The organism is Erythrobacter sp. (genome assembly GCF_039988855.1).
GTDB lineage: Bacteria > Pseudomonadota > Alphaproteobacteria > Sphingomonadales > Sphingomonadaceae > Erythrobacter.
Genome location: NZ_JBDXIY010000019.1, coordinates 134,780 through 152,143, shown reverse-complemented (window position 1 = coordinate 152,143; position 17,364 = coordinate 134,780). Strand labels below are relative to the sequence as shown.

The following is a 17,364-nucleotide window of genomic DNA, read 5'->3' as shown; positions in this document are numbered from 1 at the left end:
TTTACACTCAGGTCAGCGTTAACCTTTCAGAGCCGCAGTAAACCGCATCTGGCATACTGCTTGCTCTGATAGAAACGGACCAAGGAGTAACTATGCTGCGCAAGATCGGGCGACTTTTCATAATCAAGAACCGCTTTGAAGCGTTCGCGATTATCTACGCCCTTGCGCTTGGCGCAACGAACCGGGGTTTGATCTATCTCGAAACCTTCCCGCCTTATTGGGGCGAAGCGCTATTTCTGGCGGCATGCTGTGCGGTGATGATGGGCGGCGCGGCGATTTTGGACGGGCTTAAGACTAAGAATGAGCTGGCGGAACTGAAGGCGCAATTGGCGAAAGCTGATCACTGCCGCGTCCCAGTTTACGAAGACACATGATCAAGGAAATCGCGGAGCCGATTTTGCATAAAGCTAACGGCATTTGGATGCTTTAGATATTCATCGAAGCTCATCATTTTCCAACGTTGACCCTCATCTCCAAAGCTCACGAGATCAATTTCTTCGGTCGATAGGGGCAGCGCTAAGAAATAGCTGTCTCGCGATTTCTGATTTTGGGCTGGATAACATCGTGACCAAACGATCCTATCTTCTGACAGCTGCAACCCAAACTCCTCTTCAACCTCACGCAAAGCACATCGGGCGGGTGTTTCACCATTCTCGCGGCCACCGCCTGGCAAATCCCATTGGTTGGGAAACGGAATGCCGGGCTTATCATCGCGCTGATAAGCGATTAGGTGCTGATCCATTTAGAGAACGATCTTAGCGCCTGAGAATTCCAATTCTCGTCTCCGCAAGATGGTGAAAGTGGGGGTTTCTGTTGCTAGCTACCCCCGGAGCCCCGGAATCCGCTTCTGTTGCCCGGTGGGTCCAACCGCGCATAGGCTTTGTAAATTCAGACCGTTAGGCCGTCACATTACGCAGCAATTGCGAGTGCTTCGTTATCGTTTGCACTTATAAAAATGAACAGTTTTACGGGGTTTTCAGCCCGGGCAAAAACTACGCTTTTCAGTCCACGTCGATCCTAGTTCGGCCCCGTCAAAAACCTCGACAATACCGAGAGTTATGGTGGAGCCGCCGGGTACTGCCCCCGGGTCCGTTGTACCTATTGCACGCAGCAATTTATCGCCATAGCTGGCAAGCCAGCACTCCCTATATAGGGAAGCAAGAGTGAATAGGAAATGGATAATCGTCACTGAGGAGGTCGCGCGGGCAGCTTGCCTCCCCGTCTAGCGAGGACGCGCGGCCACATCGCCATGTGGAAAACAGAAGTCACTAAAAACAAAAAACGCCCGCCCCGCAACAACTGCGAGACGGGCGCCCTCCTAATTCGGCGGAGTTACTTCTTAAGCGAATCCCGGATGTCGATCAGCAGATCAATTTCGCTTGGCCCTGCTGGTTCCTCAGCTGCTGCCTCGGCTTCCTTCTTCTCCGTCGCTTCTTTGATCTTGTTGGCATAACGCACCAGCAAGAAGATGATGAAGGCCAAGATGATGAAGTTGATGATCGTTGTGATCAGTGCGCCGTATCCGATCATCGCTGCGCCTGCTTCTTTGAGGGCGGCATAATCAGTCATCGAGCCTTCGTAGCCTTCTGGCGCGGAAAGCAGGATAAACTGCGAAGAGAAATCCGCCCCGCCAAACAGATGGCCGACAATCGGCATAATCACATCACCCGTAAGCGATGCGACGATAGTGCCAAACGCGCCTGCGATAATAACCGCTACAGCCAGTTCCATAACATTGCCTTTGGCAATGAATTCCTTGAATTCGTTCAGCATAATGATCCCCAATTGGTCGTTTTAATTATCCTCTTTTTACAGCTTACCAGGCGCCTTGCCAAGGGCTGTGAACAGAGCTTTACACGCCTTGAAAACACCGCAAGGTGCCCTATATTAGCAATACACGTGAGTTTCGCTGCAAACGCCCCTGCGCGTTGGATGCGGCACAAAGGAGGGATACCCATGAATATTCGCAATTTGGGGCGCGGCATTGTCGTCGCTGCCGTTTCATTGACGCTGGCCGCCTGCGGCATCAATTCGGTTCCAACAGCTGAGGAAGAAGCGAAAGCCAAGTGGGCGGACGTTGAGGCTCAATTCCAACGCCGCGCCAACCTGATCCCGAACCTTGCGGAAATCGCCAAAGGTGCAGCGGAAAACGAGCAATCGATCCTAGTCGGCGTGACCGAAGCGCGCGCGAAAGCGACCAGCGTTCAAGTGTCCGCCGATGATCTTGGTGATACGGCCAAGATGGAAGAATTTGCCGCAGCACAAGGCCAATTGGGTCAAGGGATCGGGCGTCTTCTGGCAAGCTTTGAAGCCTACCCACAAATTCAATCGAATCAGAACTTCCTCGCGCTGCAAAGCCAGTTGGAAGGCACCGAAAACCGGATCGCAGTGGCCCTTCGCGACTATAACGAAGCGGTTCGCAAATATAACACCACGATCCGCACCTTCCCCGATACGATCGGCGCAAACATCATCCACGGCGCAGAGCCACTGGCTCCATACAGCGCAGTGACCGAAGGCGCAGAGGTTGCTCCAACGCTCGATCTGACGTCGAGCTAATCTTGGTCCGAACAGCCGCCCTTGCCGGTTTGGCAACGCTGCTCCTATCGGGCTGCGCTGCTGAGACTGATAGCGCTCCGTTGGCGGGGCCGCCCGCCCCTGCGCTTGAGTTGACCGGAAGGGTGGTTGATGCGGCGGATGTCCTGTCTCCGGAGTTTGAGGCAGGGCTCGCCAGCAAACTTGGTAATCTTGAAGAAAGGACGCTCGTGCAGCTCGTAGTGGCAACCACGCCAGACCTTCAGAACCGCGAGATTTCGGACTATTCGCTCGATCTCGCGAATGCGTGGGGCTTAGGCAATGCCGAGCGCAATGATGGCTTGCTGCTGCTGGTCGCGCCCAATGAGAGGAAAGTTCGGATCGAATTCGGTCTTGGCCTCGAAGCGAGCGTCAACGATGAGGAGGCTGGGCGGATAATCCGTGAGGATATTCTTCCAAAATTCAGGTCTGAGGACTTCGAGGGCGGCATCAACGCCGGCGTCGATAACCTCATTTCCGAAGTCACATCATTTGAATTGAAGGAAGCTGCATGAAGCGCCTCGCGCTCCTATTTGCCGCGTTCGCAGCGCTGCTTGCGTCCACGATTTCTGGCCCTGCGTTGGCTCAGCCTGAATTCCCGGCGCTCTCTGGGCGCGTGGTGGACACTGCTGATATCATCCCCGCTGATGTGGAGGCTCAGCTCACCGCCAAGCTCGAAGCGTTAGAGACCCAGTCTCAGCGCCAGCTTGTCGTGACCACCGTGCCCAATCTTCAGGGGTACGATATTTCCGATTACGGATATCAGCTGGGCCGCGAATGGGGCCTTGGCGATGCAGAGCGGAATGACGGTGCGCTTTTGATCGTCGCGCCCAATGATCGCAAAGTGCGCATCGAAGTGGGTTATGGCCTCGAAGGTTATCTCACCGATGCGCTGTCTTCGGTGATCATCCAAAACGAAGTTCTCCCGCGTTTCCGCGATGGCGATATGCCGGGCGGCATCGTGAGCGGGACCGACGCAATCATCGCACAATTGGTGCTTCCCCCTGATGAGGCTGCAAAAATCGCGGCTGAGGCCACCCAAACCCGCCAAAGCGATGGCGGCTTTCCGTTTGGTTTCCTCATCTGGATCGGCTTCATGTTCTTCTTCTTCGTGCTCCCGATCATTCGTGGAAGCCGCAGAAGGCGCAAATACCGCTCCAAAGGCAAAGGGCCGTGGGGTGCTCGGGGGGGCAAACGCCGGGATGACGACGATGATGATGACGATTTCGGTAATGCCGTTGGCAACATCATCCTATGGGAAATCGGCACAGCTATCGCGCGCGGCGCCATGTCTGGTGGCGGCGGTGGTGGCGGCGGCTGGGGCGGAGGCGGCGGCGGCTTCTCCGGCGGTGGCGGATCATTTGGAGGCGGCGGCGCCTCAGGAGGCTGGTGACAAATGGCCTATTTGAACGAAGAGCAGCACGAGATCGTCTCTAGCGCAGTTAAAGAGGCGGAACTCACCACATCTGGCGAGATCGTCACTGTTCTGGCCGACCGCTCAGATGGTTACACCGATGTGGCCTTGTGGTGGGCTGCTGGGCTTAGCTTTACCTTGATGAGCCTGTTTGCAGCCCTGCCAGAACCGTTTCTGGATTTCTGGGCCTCGCTGATCGGCGGGTGGAGTCATCAATGGACCACAGGCGAACTGGCCAGCATGACAATAGGCCTCGGATTGATCACCTTTGTGATCGCATTGGTCGTTCAACAGTGGCAGCCTTTGAAGTTTTTCCTAATCCCCGGCCCTGTCAAAGCATCGCGCGTGCATGATCAGGCAATCAAACACTTCAAGGTTGGCGCAGAACGCCGCACCACCGGCGCGACCGGTGTGCTTATCTACCTATCCATGCGCGAACACCGCGCCGAGATCGTAGCCGACGACAGCATTGCCGAAAAGGTAAATGCAGAAGTTTGGGGCGAGGCCATGGGCGATATGCTCGGCCAGATTAAGCACGGGCGGATTGCCGAAGGCATGGCGGTGGGCGTTCGGGATGTCGGCTTTGTCCTATCCCAGCATTTCCCGCGCGGCGAGGATGACGAAAACGAGTTGCCCGATCGCCTGATCGAGGTCTAAGCCATCGCTCATATGAGCAACTCAGAGTTTATCCGAGACAGAGACGCCGACCTCCCCGAAGAAACCCGGTGGGAAGGCAGATTTATCGCCGCCAAAACGCGGGGACGATGGGAATATGTCGGACGCACGCGCGGCATTCGCGCGGCTGCAATCATCGCCCTTGATGAAGACCCCGACGGCACGCGTCATGTAATCTTGGTGAGCCAATACCGCGTGCCCCTTGGGCGCTTCTGCCTTGAAATACCGGCGGGACTTGTCGGCGATGACGACGCCGCGGAAGGCGAACTTGCCTCCGATGCAGCCGCACGCGAGCTTGAAGAAGAAACCGGATATAGAGCGGCCCGGTTGGAGGTCTTGGGCGAATTTTACTCGTCGCCCGGCATGGTCTCGGAAATGTTCACCCTGCTTCGCGCCAGCAATCTGACAAAGGTCAGCGAAGGCGGCGGATTGGAAGATGAGAACATCCTGGTGCACCGCGTTGCATTGAGCGGACTATCAGACTTTGTTGCCAAATGGCGCGAGGCAGGCCACGGCGTCGATGTGCGCATCGCAATGCTGTTGACGCCGGAATATTTGGGCCAAATCTAAAAGAGAGAGAATTCACATGACTAAACGCTGCGAAGGCAAATTGGCTCTCGTTACTGGCGGCGCACAAGGGCTTGGCCGTGCGCATTGCATCCGGCTCGCACAAGAGGGCGCACGCGTCCTTGCCACCGACATCAACGGCGAAGGCGCGGCGGAAACCGCCGAAATCGTCAATGCCGAAATGGGCGCTGGCACAGCGTTTAGCGTTCAGCACGACGTCACCGACCCGGCCGCATGGGAAGCCGCCGTCGATGCCGCGCGCGAGAACATGGGCGGAATGAATGTGCTGGTGAACAATGCGGGGATCGGCGTTCCCGGAAATATTGAACAATGCGACTTTGGCGATTGGCAGCGGTGTTTTTCGATCAATGTCGATAGCATTTTCCACGGCTGTCAAAAGGCCCTGCCCTTGATGCGCGAACACGCGCCGGGGTCCATCATCAACATCTCCAGCATCGCGGGCCTTATAGCGAGCGACACCATGCCGGCCTACAACGCCTCAAAGTCGGCAGTTTGGATGCTGTCCAAGTCCATCGCACTGCACTGTGCGAAGAAGAATATGCAGATCCGCTGTAACTCAGTGCACCCGACGTTCGTGGATACGCCGATCCTTGATGGTACCGCCAAATCGGCCCAGCTCGACAAGGATGTGCTCCTTGAAAAACTCGCTCGGCAAATCCCATTGAAGTTCGTGGGTGAGCCCAATGATATCGCGAACGCAATCGTCTATCTCGCAAGCGACGAAAGCCGCTTTATGACGGGCGCAGAGATCAAGCTCGATGGCGGCATTTCGGCGATGTAATGGAGCGACGAAGAGCCGTTTAGGGGAGCTGAGATGTTCATTCTTGCATTCTTACTGTTTGTCCCTTTGCAGCTCCTATGGCTGCCGATTAGCGTAATCGGTGCAACGCTGGTCGGCTATCGCCAGCTTGTGGTGAGCAAGCGGCTTGGCTTGTCCCAGACTGCGGTTGAGATTATCAATGGCCGCTGGACCATGGATGTTTTCGGCCTTCGTCAGGACGTCACGGCGCGCAAACTGGCCGCCGCGATCCCGAACAATTCGACCATTGGACTATGGCTTTGCTTGTTTCCGCTCTGGGCGGTTCAAAGACTATTGGGCAGGCCGTTCCTTTATCCAACCCGGCCTGCTCCCGAAAAAGCCACCTTTGCTAATCTGGTGCCCTCGCGAACCGCCGAATTCGACGCGCTTATTGAGGCCAATGCGGCGACCGCAGATCAGCTCGTAATCCTTGGTGCGGGCTTGGACACCCGCGCATATGGCCCGCTTCGTGAACGCTTCGATAGGATTTACGAGGTCGATGAAGCGGCAAACCAAGCACATAAACGCGCGCACTTGGCAGCCGCCGGGATCGATAGTGAGCATGTGCGATTTGTAGAGGCAGACTTTGGGCAAGCCGATTGGATCCAATCCCTCCTTCCGAGCGACTATGATCCTAGTTGCCGGACTGTGTTCTTATGGGAGGGCGTCACACTTTACCTCTCGCAAGCCAGCGTCTCGGCGACCTTTGAAACACTCCAACTGAACGCCTCGGCCGATAGCATTGTCCTGACCGACATTTACGCTCAGCGCATCGTGAAGCTGATGAAAAACAAAGCGATCAGCTGGTCATTGGAGATGACGGGCGAGGAGACAAACTTTGGCTTAGACTTTGCCGGTGATGCCGAGGGCGTGCTGGCACGGTTCGCATCGTCAAACGGCACCGGGCTAAGGCAGCATCAGTTTTTGGGAAGCAACCACAAGAGCGGCCCCTTTGTCGCCATCGCGCAGTTGGCTTTGAAGAGCGGCGAATAGCGCCCATAGCAAAAGGGACCCCGCAAGAGGCCCCTTTACCGGTGTTCTCAAATTTTGGCGGAGACCGCTGCCAACACTACCACGTGGGTGAGAACCGGTCAGCGTTCCCTTAGTCAGCGATCAGCGCGACTGCGAGGTAGATGAGGATCGGGAATCCGACGCCCAGGAATACCGCACCGACAAATCCGAGGCGCCAGATAAGCGCGTCAACACCAGACCAATTGGCAAGGCCTGAGCATACACCCATCAGCTTGCCGCTCTGCTTATCGAGGCGGAATCCGCTGCTTGGCGGACGGCTGTTGTTTTGGGTCAGATTGCTCATGCGAGAACTCCAGTGGTCAAAAATACGGTATTTGTTGTGGCAGCAGGGGCTGCGGGAATGATGGCACCTGCCATCAAGATAACGGTGATAATCAGCGCTCCAGTCGCCGCCATGACGCGGGCTGTTTTGGTGCTGGAAAGATCAAAAAACGAGTACATATCCTGTCCTGTTAGTGGGAATTGTGAAGAGTTACGCTGGCCGGGTTCAGACGATAGTCGGTGAGCCGGGAACGATTGCGTAGGCGAAGACGCCCGCAGTTACGACGACTGAGAAAGCAGCAGCGAACAGGCGGTTGGCGGTTTCATTGGCAAACATGGTTTTGGTCCTTTTCGATGAGGTTGATTAGGCGGCTAAGTTCAAGCGAGGGTTGGGCTTGCAGGAACGATTGCATAAGCGAACATTGCTGCTGAAACGACGACGCTGAAAGCTGCGGCTGCGAGGCGGTTTGCGGTGTTAGTGGCGGTCATTGTTGGTCTCCTAAATTTGGTCTGCGTTTGTATTTCCCGGTTCTTTCCGGGGACAACAGATACATTGCAGGAGCCGTGCCAAACTCAAAAATCCGCAGAATTCCGCCACTTACACGATGTTACAACCCTTACATTCCATTCATAAATCCCAATGTTTGGGATTTTACACCAAGTGTTCGTACTGGGGATTTTGATGCGCGAAGTGATGTGCTTTAAGAGCGCCCCTGCTATCGCGTCTGCTCATCATGGCGCTTGCAAAGATATCCTTACAAAACTTCCGCAATCATGCGGCTAGCGAGCTTGACGAGACCGCGCATTTCAACCTGCTCGTGGGGGAGAACGGTGCGGGCAAGACCAATGTTCTTGAGGCAATCTCGCTTCTTTCACCGGGCCGGGGCCTAAGGCGTGCAAACCTTGCTGACTTTGCTCAGAAGGAAGCGGCAGACGCCCCCCAAAGCGCCTTTGCAATCGGCGCGAGCCTGATCGAACAAGGCCAAACCAGCGCGCGCATTGGCACTTACACACAGATAGAGCGCCCTACCCGCCGACTGGTGCGTATCAATGGGGCAGATGCCAAGTCATCCTCTTTAAGCGAATGGCATGCTGTCGCGTGGCTTACCCCATCAATGGATGGCCTCTTCACCGATAGTGCCGGGGCAAGGCGGCGCTTTGTCGACCGGATGGCACTGGCGATTGAACCGGGACACGCGCGAAGTGTGAACCAAATGGAAACCGCTCTTCGCGAACGGAACCGACTGCTCGAAGAACGCGGCGATGCCCGCTGGCTGGATGCGATTGAAGCACAGGCCGCCCAACATGGCAGCATGGTGGCTCAGGCGCGGGCAACATTGGTGGCGCGCCTGTCGGACGAACTTTCCGCCCTTCCCGCAGAACCTTTCGCGCGGCCCATCCTGACCTATCGCCCCGGCGGCCCGGTGACACCAGAGGAGTTGCTCGCCGAATTCGCGCGCAATCGCCCACGTGACCGTGCGGCTGGACGCGCACTTACTGGCCCCCACCGAGACGAACTGGAAGTGGTCATGGCCCAGAAAGACCGCGCACCCGGTCCGCTCGCGGCATCATGCTCAACCGGCGAACAGAAGGCGATGCTGATCGCTATCACCTTGGGCCACGGTGTGCTTGCATCCTCTGGTCGGCCCAGCGTCCTCCTGTTGGATGAAGTCGCCGCTCACCTTGATCCCGTACGAAGGACGGCGCTGTTCGATCGTCTGCGCGCAGGTAAAGCACAAATCTGGATGACAGGGACAGAACTTGCCCCCTTTGCTGACATCCAAGAAGAAGCCGCAATCTGGCGGGTCAGCGACGGAGCGCTGGAGAGGCTTTAACCTTCATCCTGAGGGAGCGCAGCCGCCACGTCGTCAATGGTCGAAGACACCAGTGCCTCGATCCCTTCCGCGGTCGGGTGTATTCGGTCAGATTGGAACAATTGAGGTTGTTCATAGATATCTTCGAGCCAGAAACCGATCAAAGCCGTTCCAAACTTTTCAGCCATATCGCCATAGATTGCATCGAAATCGGCCTGATATTCCGGCCCGTAATTGGGCGGTGACCGCATCCCCATAATCAGGACCGGCACATCGGCCTCGGCCAATGTGGCAAGCATTGCATCGAAATTGGTACGGGTTTGCTCAGGTGAAATCCCGCGCAAGAGATCGTTGCCGCCAAGTTCAAGAATGAAAAGGTCCGGTTTTTCCGATTGCCCCTCAAGCACGAATGCCAAACGATCGCGCCCTGCTTGGCTGGTGTCCCCAGATACGCCTGCATCAATCACACGAACGTTCGTCCCGCGCGCCCGCAGCGCCGCTTCTAGTTTTTCAGGATAACCATCGGCCTCAGGCAAATTGTATCCTGCAAAAAGGCTGTCCCCAAAGGCAAGAATACGCACCTCTTCGCCCATGATAGGGATCGCCAGCTCGCCATCGGTAAACGCCTCTTCAATGGGGGCACCACTGGCCTCTTGAGCAGGAGCCTCCGCTCCGCAAGCCGCCAAGGAAAGCGCAATGGCAAAAACCCACAAGGGGTTCATTCGTAATGTATTCATCTGCAAGCAGCGCATAGAGTTCTGCAAACCTTTCGATTGGTACTTGTTTGAAAACCTTTCCTATCCCATCTGGAGCCCCATGACAAAAGTCGTGAACAAGCCTTCTTCCGCATCTAGCGCCCCCGCCCCTACGCCCGTCGCCTCTGGTGATCTTGCCATTAGGGCGCGCGGCCTAACCCTTACCCTTGGCAGCGCCGATGCGCCGGTTGATATCTTAAGAGGGATCGACCTGGATATCGCCAAGGGAGAAGTCGTTGCTCTGCTCGGCCCGTCTGGTTCTGGCAAGAGCTCGCTTATGGCGGTGCTTTCCGGACTGGAACGCGCCACCGGCGGATCGCTAAGCGTGGCAGGGCAGGACTTTGCGTTCTTAGACGAAGACGGATTGGCAGCGGCGCGCAGGGGCAGGATCGGAATTGTGCTTCAGGCTTTTCACCTGCTTCCGACCATGACCGCGACAGAGAATGTCGCAACCCCGATGGAACTCGCTGGAAGCAAAGACGCAACTGTGCGTGCACAAGTGGAGTTGGCCGCCGTCGGCCTGGCCCACCGCATTGGTCACTATCCAACACAGCTTTCGGGCGGTGAGCAGCAGCGTGTCGCCATTGCACGCGCGACCGCGCCGCGCCCCACCCTCATTTTCGCTGATGAACCGACCGGCAATCTTGATGCCTCCACTGGAGAGGAAATCGTCGAACTTTTGTTCAAACGCCGCGCCGAAACGGGCGCGACCTTGCTTATCATTACGCACGACGCTGCACTTGCTGAAAAATGCGAACGGATCCTCACTATGGCTGACGGGGTGATCGCGTCTGACCGTAAAACCGGCGTCACTTCCAAAGGACAGCCAAACGTCCCAGCAGAGGCCGCAGAATGAGTGCTGCAAGCGCTGCGGATACCGCGTCTGCTGGCCTGAGCTGGGTTGATGCTTGGCGTATTGCGCGGCGTGATCTCAATGCTCGGTTTAAGGGGCTCAGGCTCCTTCTTGTTTGCATCTTTCTTGGCACGGCGGCGCTCGCCGCGATTGGCACCCTTACCGCTTCGATCGAACGCGAGTTGGAGGGTTCAGGACGCGAACTTCTCGGCGGCGATCTAGAGGTTGAAGTTTGGCAGCGTGACCTCAATGAAGAAGAGCAAACCTCCTTGCGCGGGTATGGAGAGGTTTCCGGCGGTTACCGTTTGCAAGCAATGGCCAGCACCGGTGACGCTGCTGCACCTATTGAGCTTAAGGCGGTCGAGCCCAACTGGCCGCTGTTTGGCAATTTCACACTTACCGACGGCAGCGAGCCGGGAGCCCCATCCGGAAACGATGCGTACCTTGCGCAAGGTGCGCTTGATCGGCTCGACATTGAAGTGGGCGACACCTTCCGCCTAGGCACGTTGGAACTTCGCGCGAGCGGTGTAATTGAAAATGAGCCCGATCGCCTTTCCGAAGGGTTCCAATTAGGCCCGACGGTCTTGGTCGCTAAACAAGTACCCCATGATGGCGGCTTGCTGCAGCCCGGCTCTCTTTTTCAAAGCAAGTACCGCATTGCCTTCACCGATACCGGGCGTGATCCAAAGAGCGTGGAGGAAGAGCTTTCGCAAGCATATCCAAATGCCGGATTTGATTTCCGCAACCGTGACCGCGCATCTCCCGGTGCCGATCGCTTTGTGACACGGATGAGCGACTTTTTGACCCTTGTTGGCTTGGCCGCTCTAGTGATTGCCGGGATTGGTATCGCAGGAGGTGTTTCATCCTACCTCGACCAACGCCGCGCCAGCATTGCGACCTTCAAAGTCCTTGGAGCATCAAGCCGAGACATAGTGCGCATCTATTCGCTCCAGATTGCGGTTGCGGCCCTTGTCGGTAGCGCGCTCGGCATCGCCACCGGGGTTTTGGTCACTCCGCTTCTTGGCATGGCCTTGCAGGGACTTCTCCCTGTCGAAGGCGGCTTTGTGATTGAACCTGCACCGCTCATCCTTGCAGGTGCATACGGTCTGCTTGTCGCCTTTGCCTTTGCTTCGGCGCCGCTGCTTCGCGCGCGCTCATTTCCTGCAATGGCATTGATGCGCAGCCGGATTGTGCCGCTTTCGCGGGACCGCCGCGCTTTGTTGGCAACGGCCGCTGGCCTTGTGGCAATTTGTGCCCTTGCACTTTTCACGTCGAGCCAAGCTTGGCTGACCGCTGGGTTCCTTGCGGGTGCAGGTGCTGCTCTTATAATCCTTGCTGGCCTTGGGCTTGGTCTCCAATATGCAGCGCGCAAACTGCCGCGCCCTTCGAACCCGCTGCTGCGCTCCGCTCTCTCCAACATCCACCGCCCCGGTGCCCCAACCAGCGCTCTAGTCACAGCGCTTGGATTTGGTTTGGCGGCATTCGTCCTGCTTGCCGCTATCCAAAGCGCAATTGACGGCAATATTCAAAGCCGCGTGCCCCAAGAGGCGCCCGACTACTTTGTCATCGATGTGCCGCCCGAAGGCGTTGAGCGTTTTACTTCCCTCATCACGGTTCCATTCCCTGACGCAAATGTACGCGCTGTACCGACCATGCGCGGTTCTGTTCTCGCATTTGGTTCCGAAGGGGAAATGCAGCGCACAGCCGATCTAGAGGAAATTCCGGAAGGTGCCTGGGCACTGCGCGGCGAGCGCGGCATTACCTACGCCGATGAACCCCCAATCGGAAGCCGCGTCGTCGAGGGTGAATGGTGGACCGGCGAAGAGGCCAACCAGGCACTTGTATCTATCGACAAAGAGTTTGCAGACGGAGCTGGTCTCGCCATTGGCGACATGTTGACCATCGGCATTTTAGGGCAAGAGCGCGACGTGCGCATCGCAAATATCCGGGAGATCGATTGGGAGAGCATGGGTTTCAATTTTACCATGGTGTTCTCAAGCGGAGCCATTTCCGATGCACCGCACAAACTTTCCGCGACGATTGACCTGCCCGACAATGCGGACACTGAGGCTCGCGCGCAATTGCTACGCGCAATGGTGCAAGAGTTCCCATCAAGCTCTGTCGTCGAAGTGGGTGAGGTTCTTCTCCAAGCGCGAACCATATTGGAGCAAGTGGGCCTTGCAACCCTTGCAGCGGCAGCTGTGGCCGTTTTGGCTGGGCTTGCGGTCCTTATGGGAGCAATTGCCGCCGCGCGCGCGGCCCGCACTTATGACACAGTCGTTCTGCGGGTCATGGGCGCAAGTCGGCGGCAGATCCTAGGGCTTCAGCTTGCCGAGTACGGCCTTATCGCAAGCGCGCTTGCACTCGTCGCCTTGGCGCTGGGTTCGGGCCTTGCGTGGGTGATCATCACTCAACTGTTTGAGTTTGACTGGCTGCCCAATTGGGGCGTCGTCCTTGCCGTTCTGGGCATGGGGTTTGCAATGGTTCTTGCGTTTGCATTGGGCGGGTCGCTTCCATTGTTGAAAGCGAAACCCGCCCAAGCGCTACGAGAGCTTTAAGCGTTACTCGAAGACTTTGGGATCAGTGCTGGTTTCACCGGGCTTCCCGTGCACAACGAAGGTGCTGCAGATGATATCGTGCAGCCCTTGTTTGCGTTCGGTAAATGCGATCATGATGTAGCCGATCAGCAAGATAAGGCTCGACAAGATTTTCGCAAAATAGCGGCCAATTGCGCGCAGGATCGAAATCCGTCGCCCGTGCAGATCAGTCACCACAAGTCCCATAGCCCGTTTACCGGGTGTCCCTTGCATGGATGAACTTTCAAAGCCCACAAAATACGCCAAGCCGATCAAGGTCGTAACCACGTTCAGCAATGGCGAATCTGACTGTGCATTCGCACTGATACTCATTCCTGCCGTCTCAACACTCGATGTGCCGAAGATGAAGATCAACGGCACAATCAAAACCATAAGTATCACGACATCAATTATGTAGGCCGCGACCCGTGCCCAAAATCCACCGTAAGTCACTCTTCATTCCCCCAATTTTGATAATGAACCTACTGGCAAGTTCACTCGAAAACCTCTGCACCATGCGGATCTTTGGGGTCCAGGCCAAAACGGTTTGCACCCTCGGTACCAGGCAAAAACATTACAACGATAAAAGCAATGCTCGCGATCAGCCCCAAAAGCGGAATAAAGCTAGCTACGATAAAGCCCAAGTACCACCAGCCGGACATGTCTCTGTCGTGCAAACGCCGCACTGTCACTGCAATGCTTGGGATAAGAATAGCTAGGAAAAACAGACCATAAAGCGAGATCCCGATCGCGCCAAATGTTCCCATGCCGGCAAGCGGATCGGCCTCAACGGACAACGGATCGGCCATGGATGCTGCCACAATATCTAAGACAACCGGACCTGCAAGCACGGCGCCGACAAGGGTCGTGAACAGGATAAACATCCAATATTCCATTCGGCGCGAGCGGCCTGAAAAGTCGAAATATCGCTTAAGCGGTAAAATCATCCAATGCATGAATATGCTCCCCTCGTTCTACAAGAACTCTAAGCGAACATATTTGGAATGAGGATACAAGCATTTCATTGCCATTGCCGGGGACAACATTCCAGAACTGCGGCCGAGCAAACCCAACAAAAAAGGGCCCCGTGCGATCTCTCGCACGGGGCCCTTGTAAGGCACTAAGGCCTGTTTAGCTTAGAACTTATAGCGAACAACACCGCCATAAGTACGCGGTTGGTTTGGATAACCTGAAACCGTACCTGCCTGCGCAACGCCATCAAACACCGTGGTGATGAATTCATCGTCAAGTAGGTTACGCGCCCAAACGCCAACCTCAACGCCATTGTTGAGCTTAAGTGTAGATGACACATTCACAAGGTTGACTTCACGCGTGAAGTTGTTTGCACCAAAGGTCGGAAGACCGTTGTTGATCGCAACACTGCTCTCGTGATTGTAGTCAATGCGCGTAATCAGCTCGGTTCCGCTATCCCATTCATGCGAATAGGTCGCCGATGTTGCGATGGAGAATGACGGAATACCCGCGGGAGTAACGCCGCTAAGATCACCGAGAACGCTTCCTGGGAAGTCGTCGAACAGTGGGTCCAGATGCGTCATCGCAAAGGTTAGAACGAGGCCGTCAGTTGGGATAACCGTTGCGTCGAATTCAAAACCCTGCACCGATTGCGAGCCAGCGTTTTGGAGCGCAAAACCGGTTCCGGTAAACGCTAAGCTCTGGAACCCGTCAATCGTTTGGTCAAAGATCGCAAGGTTAAAGCCAAAGCCATCCCATTGTGCCTTGATACCGATTTCGTAAACCTCGGTCTCCTCAGGCCCAGCGAAGCGCGTGCCTGAAGTGAGGTTTGGAAGAGCCAGCCCTGCATCGAGGATAGGTGAACTCGGCGCAGCAAATGTCGATCCCCCTGGTCCAGCCGTAAAGTCTGCACCGCTAGGGCGGCTGTCACGCGACAGATTGATCGAGCTTGCCTTAAAGCCAGTTGCATAGCTGGCATAGACATTGATCTCGTTTGAAACCTGATACGCAGCACGCAGCAGATAAGTGAACTCAGTATCACTGGTCTCACCAGGCTCAATCGCGTTCGGAAGTGCTAGGAATGGCGGCTGGAATTGGAATGCTGCAAGGCCCAAAAGCGGATTCAGCACCGGATCAGTTGCCCCGGCAATCAGTGCTGCCTGGGTTGCCTCATCAAGCGACTGGAATATCTCGCGGCTGGTAACTGTTCCGCCAGACCCTGCGATAATTCCAGCATCAACAAAGTTGACCTGAGCCAAAGGATCGAAAGACGTTTGGCTTAGCGCAAAGTCCTTTTCATCATCGGTGTAGTTACCACCAACCGTGAATATGAGACCATCAACTGGTTCGAAATCAACCGTACCAAAGATCGACCAAGATGTATTGTCCAGCTCAAATAGCTCTTGCGTCAGCAGAGGCGTGGTGAAGATGCTTTCCTGAGGGAAGCCAAAGTTGGCTTCCAATCCGTTGAAGAGCGTGGGCTGACCCGTCAGAACCGCAACGGGGTCTTCACCGGCCAAAATCTCAAAGAAGTTCCGGATCTGACTGCCATTCTGGATCGCACTATCCTGAACGATGCTCTCGTCGAAATAGAAACCACCAACCAAGAAGTTGATCGGACCGTCAAAATCAGAGGCAATTTTGAATTCTTGCGTGAAGGTCTCAACCGTTTGTGCGCGAGTTTCCGTCGCAATATCTGCGCTTGTAAAATCGATATCCGTAAGGAATTCATTGTCGAGTTCGCGGTAGGCAGTGATCGACGTGAAAGACAAAGGTCCAGTACTGTAGTCGATCTGAACCGAGCCACCATAATTGTCGACGGTGTTTTCCGGGACAAAGTTGAGGAACACTTCGCGCGCAAAGACATCAGTTTCAAAGTCGCCGCCAACAGCCAAAATACCAGGGGCGGTAGGACCAGCCACCAAGGTACCAACTGTACAGCAGACCTCATCGATGTTTGAATAATCGGCAATCGCGCGGATCTTCAGATCTGAAGTAGGCTCAATCAGGAGCTGACCTCGAAGCGACCAACGATTGCGGTCATTTATTTCTTCATCAAGATTGACGATTTGTCCGTAGCCGTCACGGCGGTTGTAACTACCGTCGATCGAGAATGCGATATTGTCAGTGATCGGGCCAGTAACGTCGCCCTTTAACGTGACCGCGTTGAAGTTGCCGTAGCTCGCTTCAACCGAACCGCCAAATTCAAATTGTGGTTCACGTGTGATGACTGAGATCACACCGGCAGACGCGTTCTTACCGAACAGGGTCGATTGCGGGCCGTTCAAAACCTCAATACGCTGAACATTCGTCAGATCGGAAAGGGCACCTGCCGAACGCGAACGGAACACGCCGTCGATGAAGACACCAACAGAAGGTTCGATCCCGAAGTTGTTATCGCCGTTACCAAAGCCGCGGATGATGAAAGTCGAAGCCGAAGCCGTTTGCAGCTGGCTAACGCGAAGTGAAGGCGTAACGGTCTGAAGATCAAGAACGTCGCGGATTTGCGCATTTTCAAGCGTTTCACCCGTGGTCACAGAAACCGAAATCGGTGTTTCCTGAAGCGTTTGCTCACGCTTGGAAGCAGTCACGATGATGACATTACTGTCACCCGCATCGCCAAGTGCGTCAGCAGCAGCGTCAGCATCTCCGTCTTGGGCAAGCGCCACTGAAGGCGCGGTGATGGCGAAACCTGCTGCACCTGCAAGCAGAGCAAGCCGCAATGATCCGGCAGTGCCGAAAGTATTAGAACGCATGGACATCCTTCTCCTCGTATCCCGTCGCGAGCGGTTGGTCCCTTAAGGGTGCATCGTCAGATGCGAGACCTTTATTCCCGCGCGATCTCTGTATCGTTAGGCCAATGGTTAAAAGCCGACAAGCGCTCAACCACTCTCAGGTGAAGGGTAATCGCCACGCTGTTGCGGCCTAGTCACACCTTAAAACCCGCAGAAAAGCAGCTTTTTGAGACCGGAGATAGGTTCGGATTAAGGACTTACGTCGCGTCAAGCTGCGCTTGCGAGGGTGTGTTGCAGAATTGGCCCGCAAAATCCG

21 protein-coding genes and 1 other RNA gene are annotated in these 17,364 nt (G+C 55.7%); 11 read left to right on the top strand and 11 right to left on the bottom strand.

Annotated features, from left to right (window positions below; all coding sequences use genetic code 11):
- The first annotated feature begins 92 nt into the window (after positions 1 to 92).
- Positions 93 to 374 carry a hypothetical protein gene (locus tag ABJ205_RS12780; protein ID WP_348160746.1) on the top strand — a complete coding sequence of 94 codons (282 nt, stop codon included), beginning with the start codon at positions 93 to 95 and terminating at the stop codon, positions 372 to 374.
- Here the strand turns inward: ABJ205_RS12780 and ABJ205_RS12775 are convergent.
- The 3 genes from ABJ205_RS12775 to mscL form a co-directional block, all read right to left on the bottom strand.
- Entirely contained in the window at positions 359 to 742 is a 384-nt protein-coding gene (locus ABJ205_RS12775) for an NUDIX hydrolase (RefSeq protein ID WP_348160747.1), read from the bottom strand. The genes ABJ205_RS12780 and ABJ205_RS12775 overlap by 16 nt on opposite strands.
- Positions 743 to 835: 93 nt before the next feature.
- Positions 836 to 1,179, bottom strand: a transfer-messenger RNA (tmRNA) gene (ssrA, locus tag ABJ205_RS12770).
- 153 nt (positions 1,180 to 1,332) lie between these two features.
- Positions 1,333 to 1,773 carry a large conductance mechanosensitive channel protein MscL gene (mscL, locus tag ABJ205_RS12765; RefSeq protein WP_348160748.1) on the bottom strand — a complete coding sequence of 147 codons (441 nt, stop codon included), beginning with the start codon at positions 1,771 to 1,773 and terminating at the stop codon, positions 1,333 to 1,335.
- A gap of 183 nt (positions 1,774 to 1,956) precedes the next feature.
- On the opposite strand from mscL, the gene ABJ205_RS12760 reads away from it, so the two are divergent.
- From ABJ205_RS12760 to ABJ205_RS12730, 7 genes are read left to right on the top strand one after another with little or no spacing between them, the layout of a single operon-like run.
- Complete coding sequence (locus ABJ205_RS12760) at positions 1,957 to 2,559, top strand: LemA family protein (protein ID WP_348160749.1); 603 nt, start codon at positions 1,957 to 1,959, stop codon at positions 2,557 to 2,559.
- A 2-nt stretch (positions 2,560 to 2,561) separates the two neighbouring features.
- A complete protein-coding gene (locus ABJ205_RS12755) occupies positions 2,562 to 3,089 on the top strand; it encodes a TPM domain-containing protein (protein ID WP_348160750.1) in 528 nt (175 codons plus the stop codon).
- A complete protein-coding gene (locus ABJ205_RS12750; protein WP_348160751.1) occupies positions 3,086 to 3,967 on the top strand; it encodes a TPM domain-containing protein in 882 nt (293 codons plus the stop codon). The genes ABJ205_RS12755 and ABJ205_RS12750 overlap by 4 nt, the downstream gene beginning before the upstream one ends.
- Positions 3,968 to 3,970: 3 nt before the next feature.
- A complete protein-coding gene (locus tag ABJ205_RS12745; protein WP_348160752.1) occupies positions 3,971 to 4,645 on the top strand; it encodes a hypothetical protein in 675 nt (224 codons plus the stop codon).
- A 12-nt stretch (positions 4,646 to 4,657) separates the two neighbouring features.
- Positions 4,658 to 5,233, top strand: coding sequence for an NUDIX hydrolase (locus ABJ205_RS12740; RefSeq protein WP_348160753.1), 576 nt, complete (start codon positions 4,658 to 4,660; stop codon positions 5,231 to 5,233).
- A gap of 16 nt (positions 5,234 to 5,249) precedes the next feature.
- Complete coding sequence (locus tag ABJ205_RS12735; RefSeq protein ID WP_348160754.1) at positions 5,250 to 6,032, top strand: SDR family oxidoreductase; 783 nt, start codon at positions 5,250 to 5,252, stop codon at positions 6,030 to 6,032.
- Positions 6,033 to 6,065: 33 nt separating this feature from the next.
- Positions 6,066 to 7,043 (top strand): class I SAM-dependent methyltransferase, encoded by a 978-nt coding sequence (locus ABJ205_RS12730; RefSeq protein ID WP_348160755.1) that lies wholly within the window; start codon positions 6,066 to 6,068, stop codon positions 7,041 to 7,043.
- 109 nt (positions 7,044 to 7,152) lie between these two features.
- Here ABJ205_RS12730 and ABJ205_RS12725 read toward each other — a convergent pair whose 3' ends face one another.
- Genes ABJ205_RS12725 through ABJ205_RS12710 form a run of 4 tightly spaced genes read right to left on the bottom strand, consistent with a single transcriptional unit; the run spans position 7,153 to position 7,832 of the window.
- Positions 7,153 to 7,365, bottom strand: a complete 213-nt coding sequence (locus tag ABJ205_RS12725) for a PspC domain-containing protein (protein WP_348160756.1) — start codon at positions 7,363 to 7,365, stop codon at positions 7,153 to 7,155.
- Positions 7,362 to 7,523: a hypothetical protein gene (locus tag ABJ205_RS12720; RefSeq protein WP_348160757.1), complete on the bottom strand. Its 162-nt coding sequence runs from the start codon at positions 7,521 to 7,523 to the stop codon at positions 7,362 to 7,364. Before ABJ205_RS12720 ends, ABJ205_RS12725 begins: the two co-directional genes overlap by 4 nt.
- Before the next feature lie 46 nt (positions 7,524 to 7,569).
- Entirely contained in the window at positions 7,570 to 7,680 is a 111-nt protein-coding gene (locus ABJ205_RS12715; protein WP_348160758.1) for an enoyl-CoA hydratase, read from the bottom strand.
- 41 nt (positions 7,681 to 7,721) lie between these two features.
- Positions 7,722 to 7,832 (bottom strand): enoyl-CoA hydratase, encoded by a 111-nt coding sequence (locus tag ABJ205_RS12710; RefSeq protein ID WP_348160759.1) that lies wholly within the window; start codon positions 7,830 to 7,832, stop codon positions 7,722 to 7,724.
- Positions 7,833 to 8,077: 245 nt separating this feature from the next.
- Here ABJ205_RS12710 and recF point away from each other — a divergent pair, with 245 nt between their 5' ends.
- Complete coding sequence (recF, locus tag ABJ205_RS12705; protein WP_348160760.1) at positions 8,078 to 9,178, top strand: DNA replication/repair protein RecF; 1,101 nt, start codon at positions 8,078 to 8,080, stop codon at positions 9,176 to 9,178.
- Here recF and ABJ205_RS12700 read toward each other — a convergent pair.
- Positions 9,175 to 9,894, bottom strand: coding sequence for an arylesterase (locus ABJ205_RS12700; protein ID WP_348160761.1), 720 nt, complete (start codon positions 9,892 to 9,894; stop codon positions 9,175 to 9,177). The two genes, recF and ABJ205_RS12700, sit on opposite strands and share 4 nt — an antisense overlap.
- A 79-nt stretch (positions 9,895 to 9,973) precedes the next feature.
- Between ABJ205_RS12700 and ABJ205_RS12695 the strand changes: the two genes are divergently transcribed.
- Positions 9,974 to 10,768: an ABC transporter ATP-binding protein gene (locus tag ABJ205_RS12695; protein WP_348160762.1), complete on the top strand. Its 795-nt coding sequence runs from the start codon at positions 9,974 to 9,976 to the stop codon at positions 10,766 to 10,768.
- Positions 10,765 to 13,323, top strand: a complete 2,559-nt coding sequence (locus tag ABJ205_RS12690) for an FtsX-like permease family protein (protein ID WP_348160763.1) — start codon at positions 10,765 to 10,767, stop codon at positions 13,321 to 13,323. Before ABJ205_RS12695 ends, ABJ205_RS12690 begins: the two co-directional genes overlap by 4 nt.
- 3 nt (positions 13,324 to 13,326) lie before the next feature.
- Here the strand turns inward: ABJ205_RS12690 and ABJ205_RS12685 are convergent, their stop codons facing one another.
- The 3 genes from ABJ205_RS12685 to ABJ205_RS12675 all read right to left on the bottom strand — a co-directional run bounded on the left by ABJ205_RS12685 (position 13,327) and on the right by ABJ205_RS12675 (position 17,069).
- Positions 13,327 to 13,794, bottom strand: a complete 468-nt coding sequence (locus ABJ205_RS12685) for an RDD family protein (RefSeq protein WP_348160764.1) — start codon at positions 13,792 to 13,794, stop codon at positions 13,327 to 13,329.
- Between the two features lie 41 nt (positions 13,795 to 13,835).
- Entirely contained in the window at positions 13,836 to 14,297 is a 462-nt protein-coding gene (locus ABJ205_RS12680) for a DUF805 domain-containing protein (RefSeq protein ID WP_348160765.1), read from the bottom strand.
- A 180-nt stretch (positions 14,298 to 14,477) separates the two neighbouring features.
- Positions 14,478 to 17,069 (bottom strand): TonB-dependent receptor, encoded by a 2,592-nt coding sequence (locus tag ABJ205_RS12675; RefSeq protein ID WP_348160766.1) that lies wholly within the window; start codon positions 17,067 to 17,069, stop codon positions 14,478 to 14,480.
- Positions 17,070 to 17,364 lie beyond the last annotated feature (295 nt).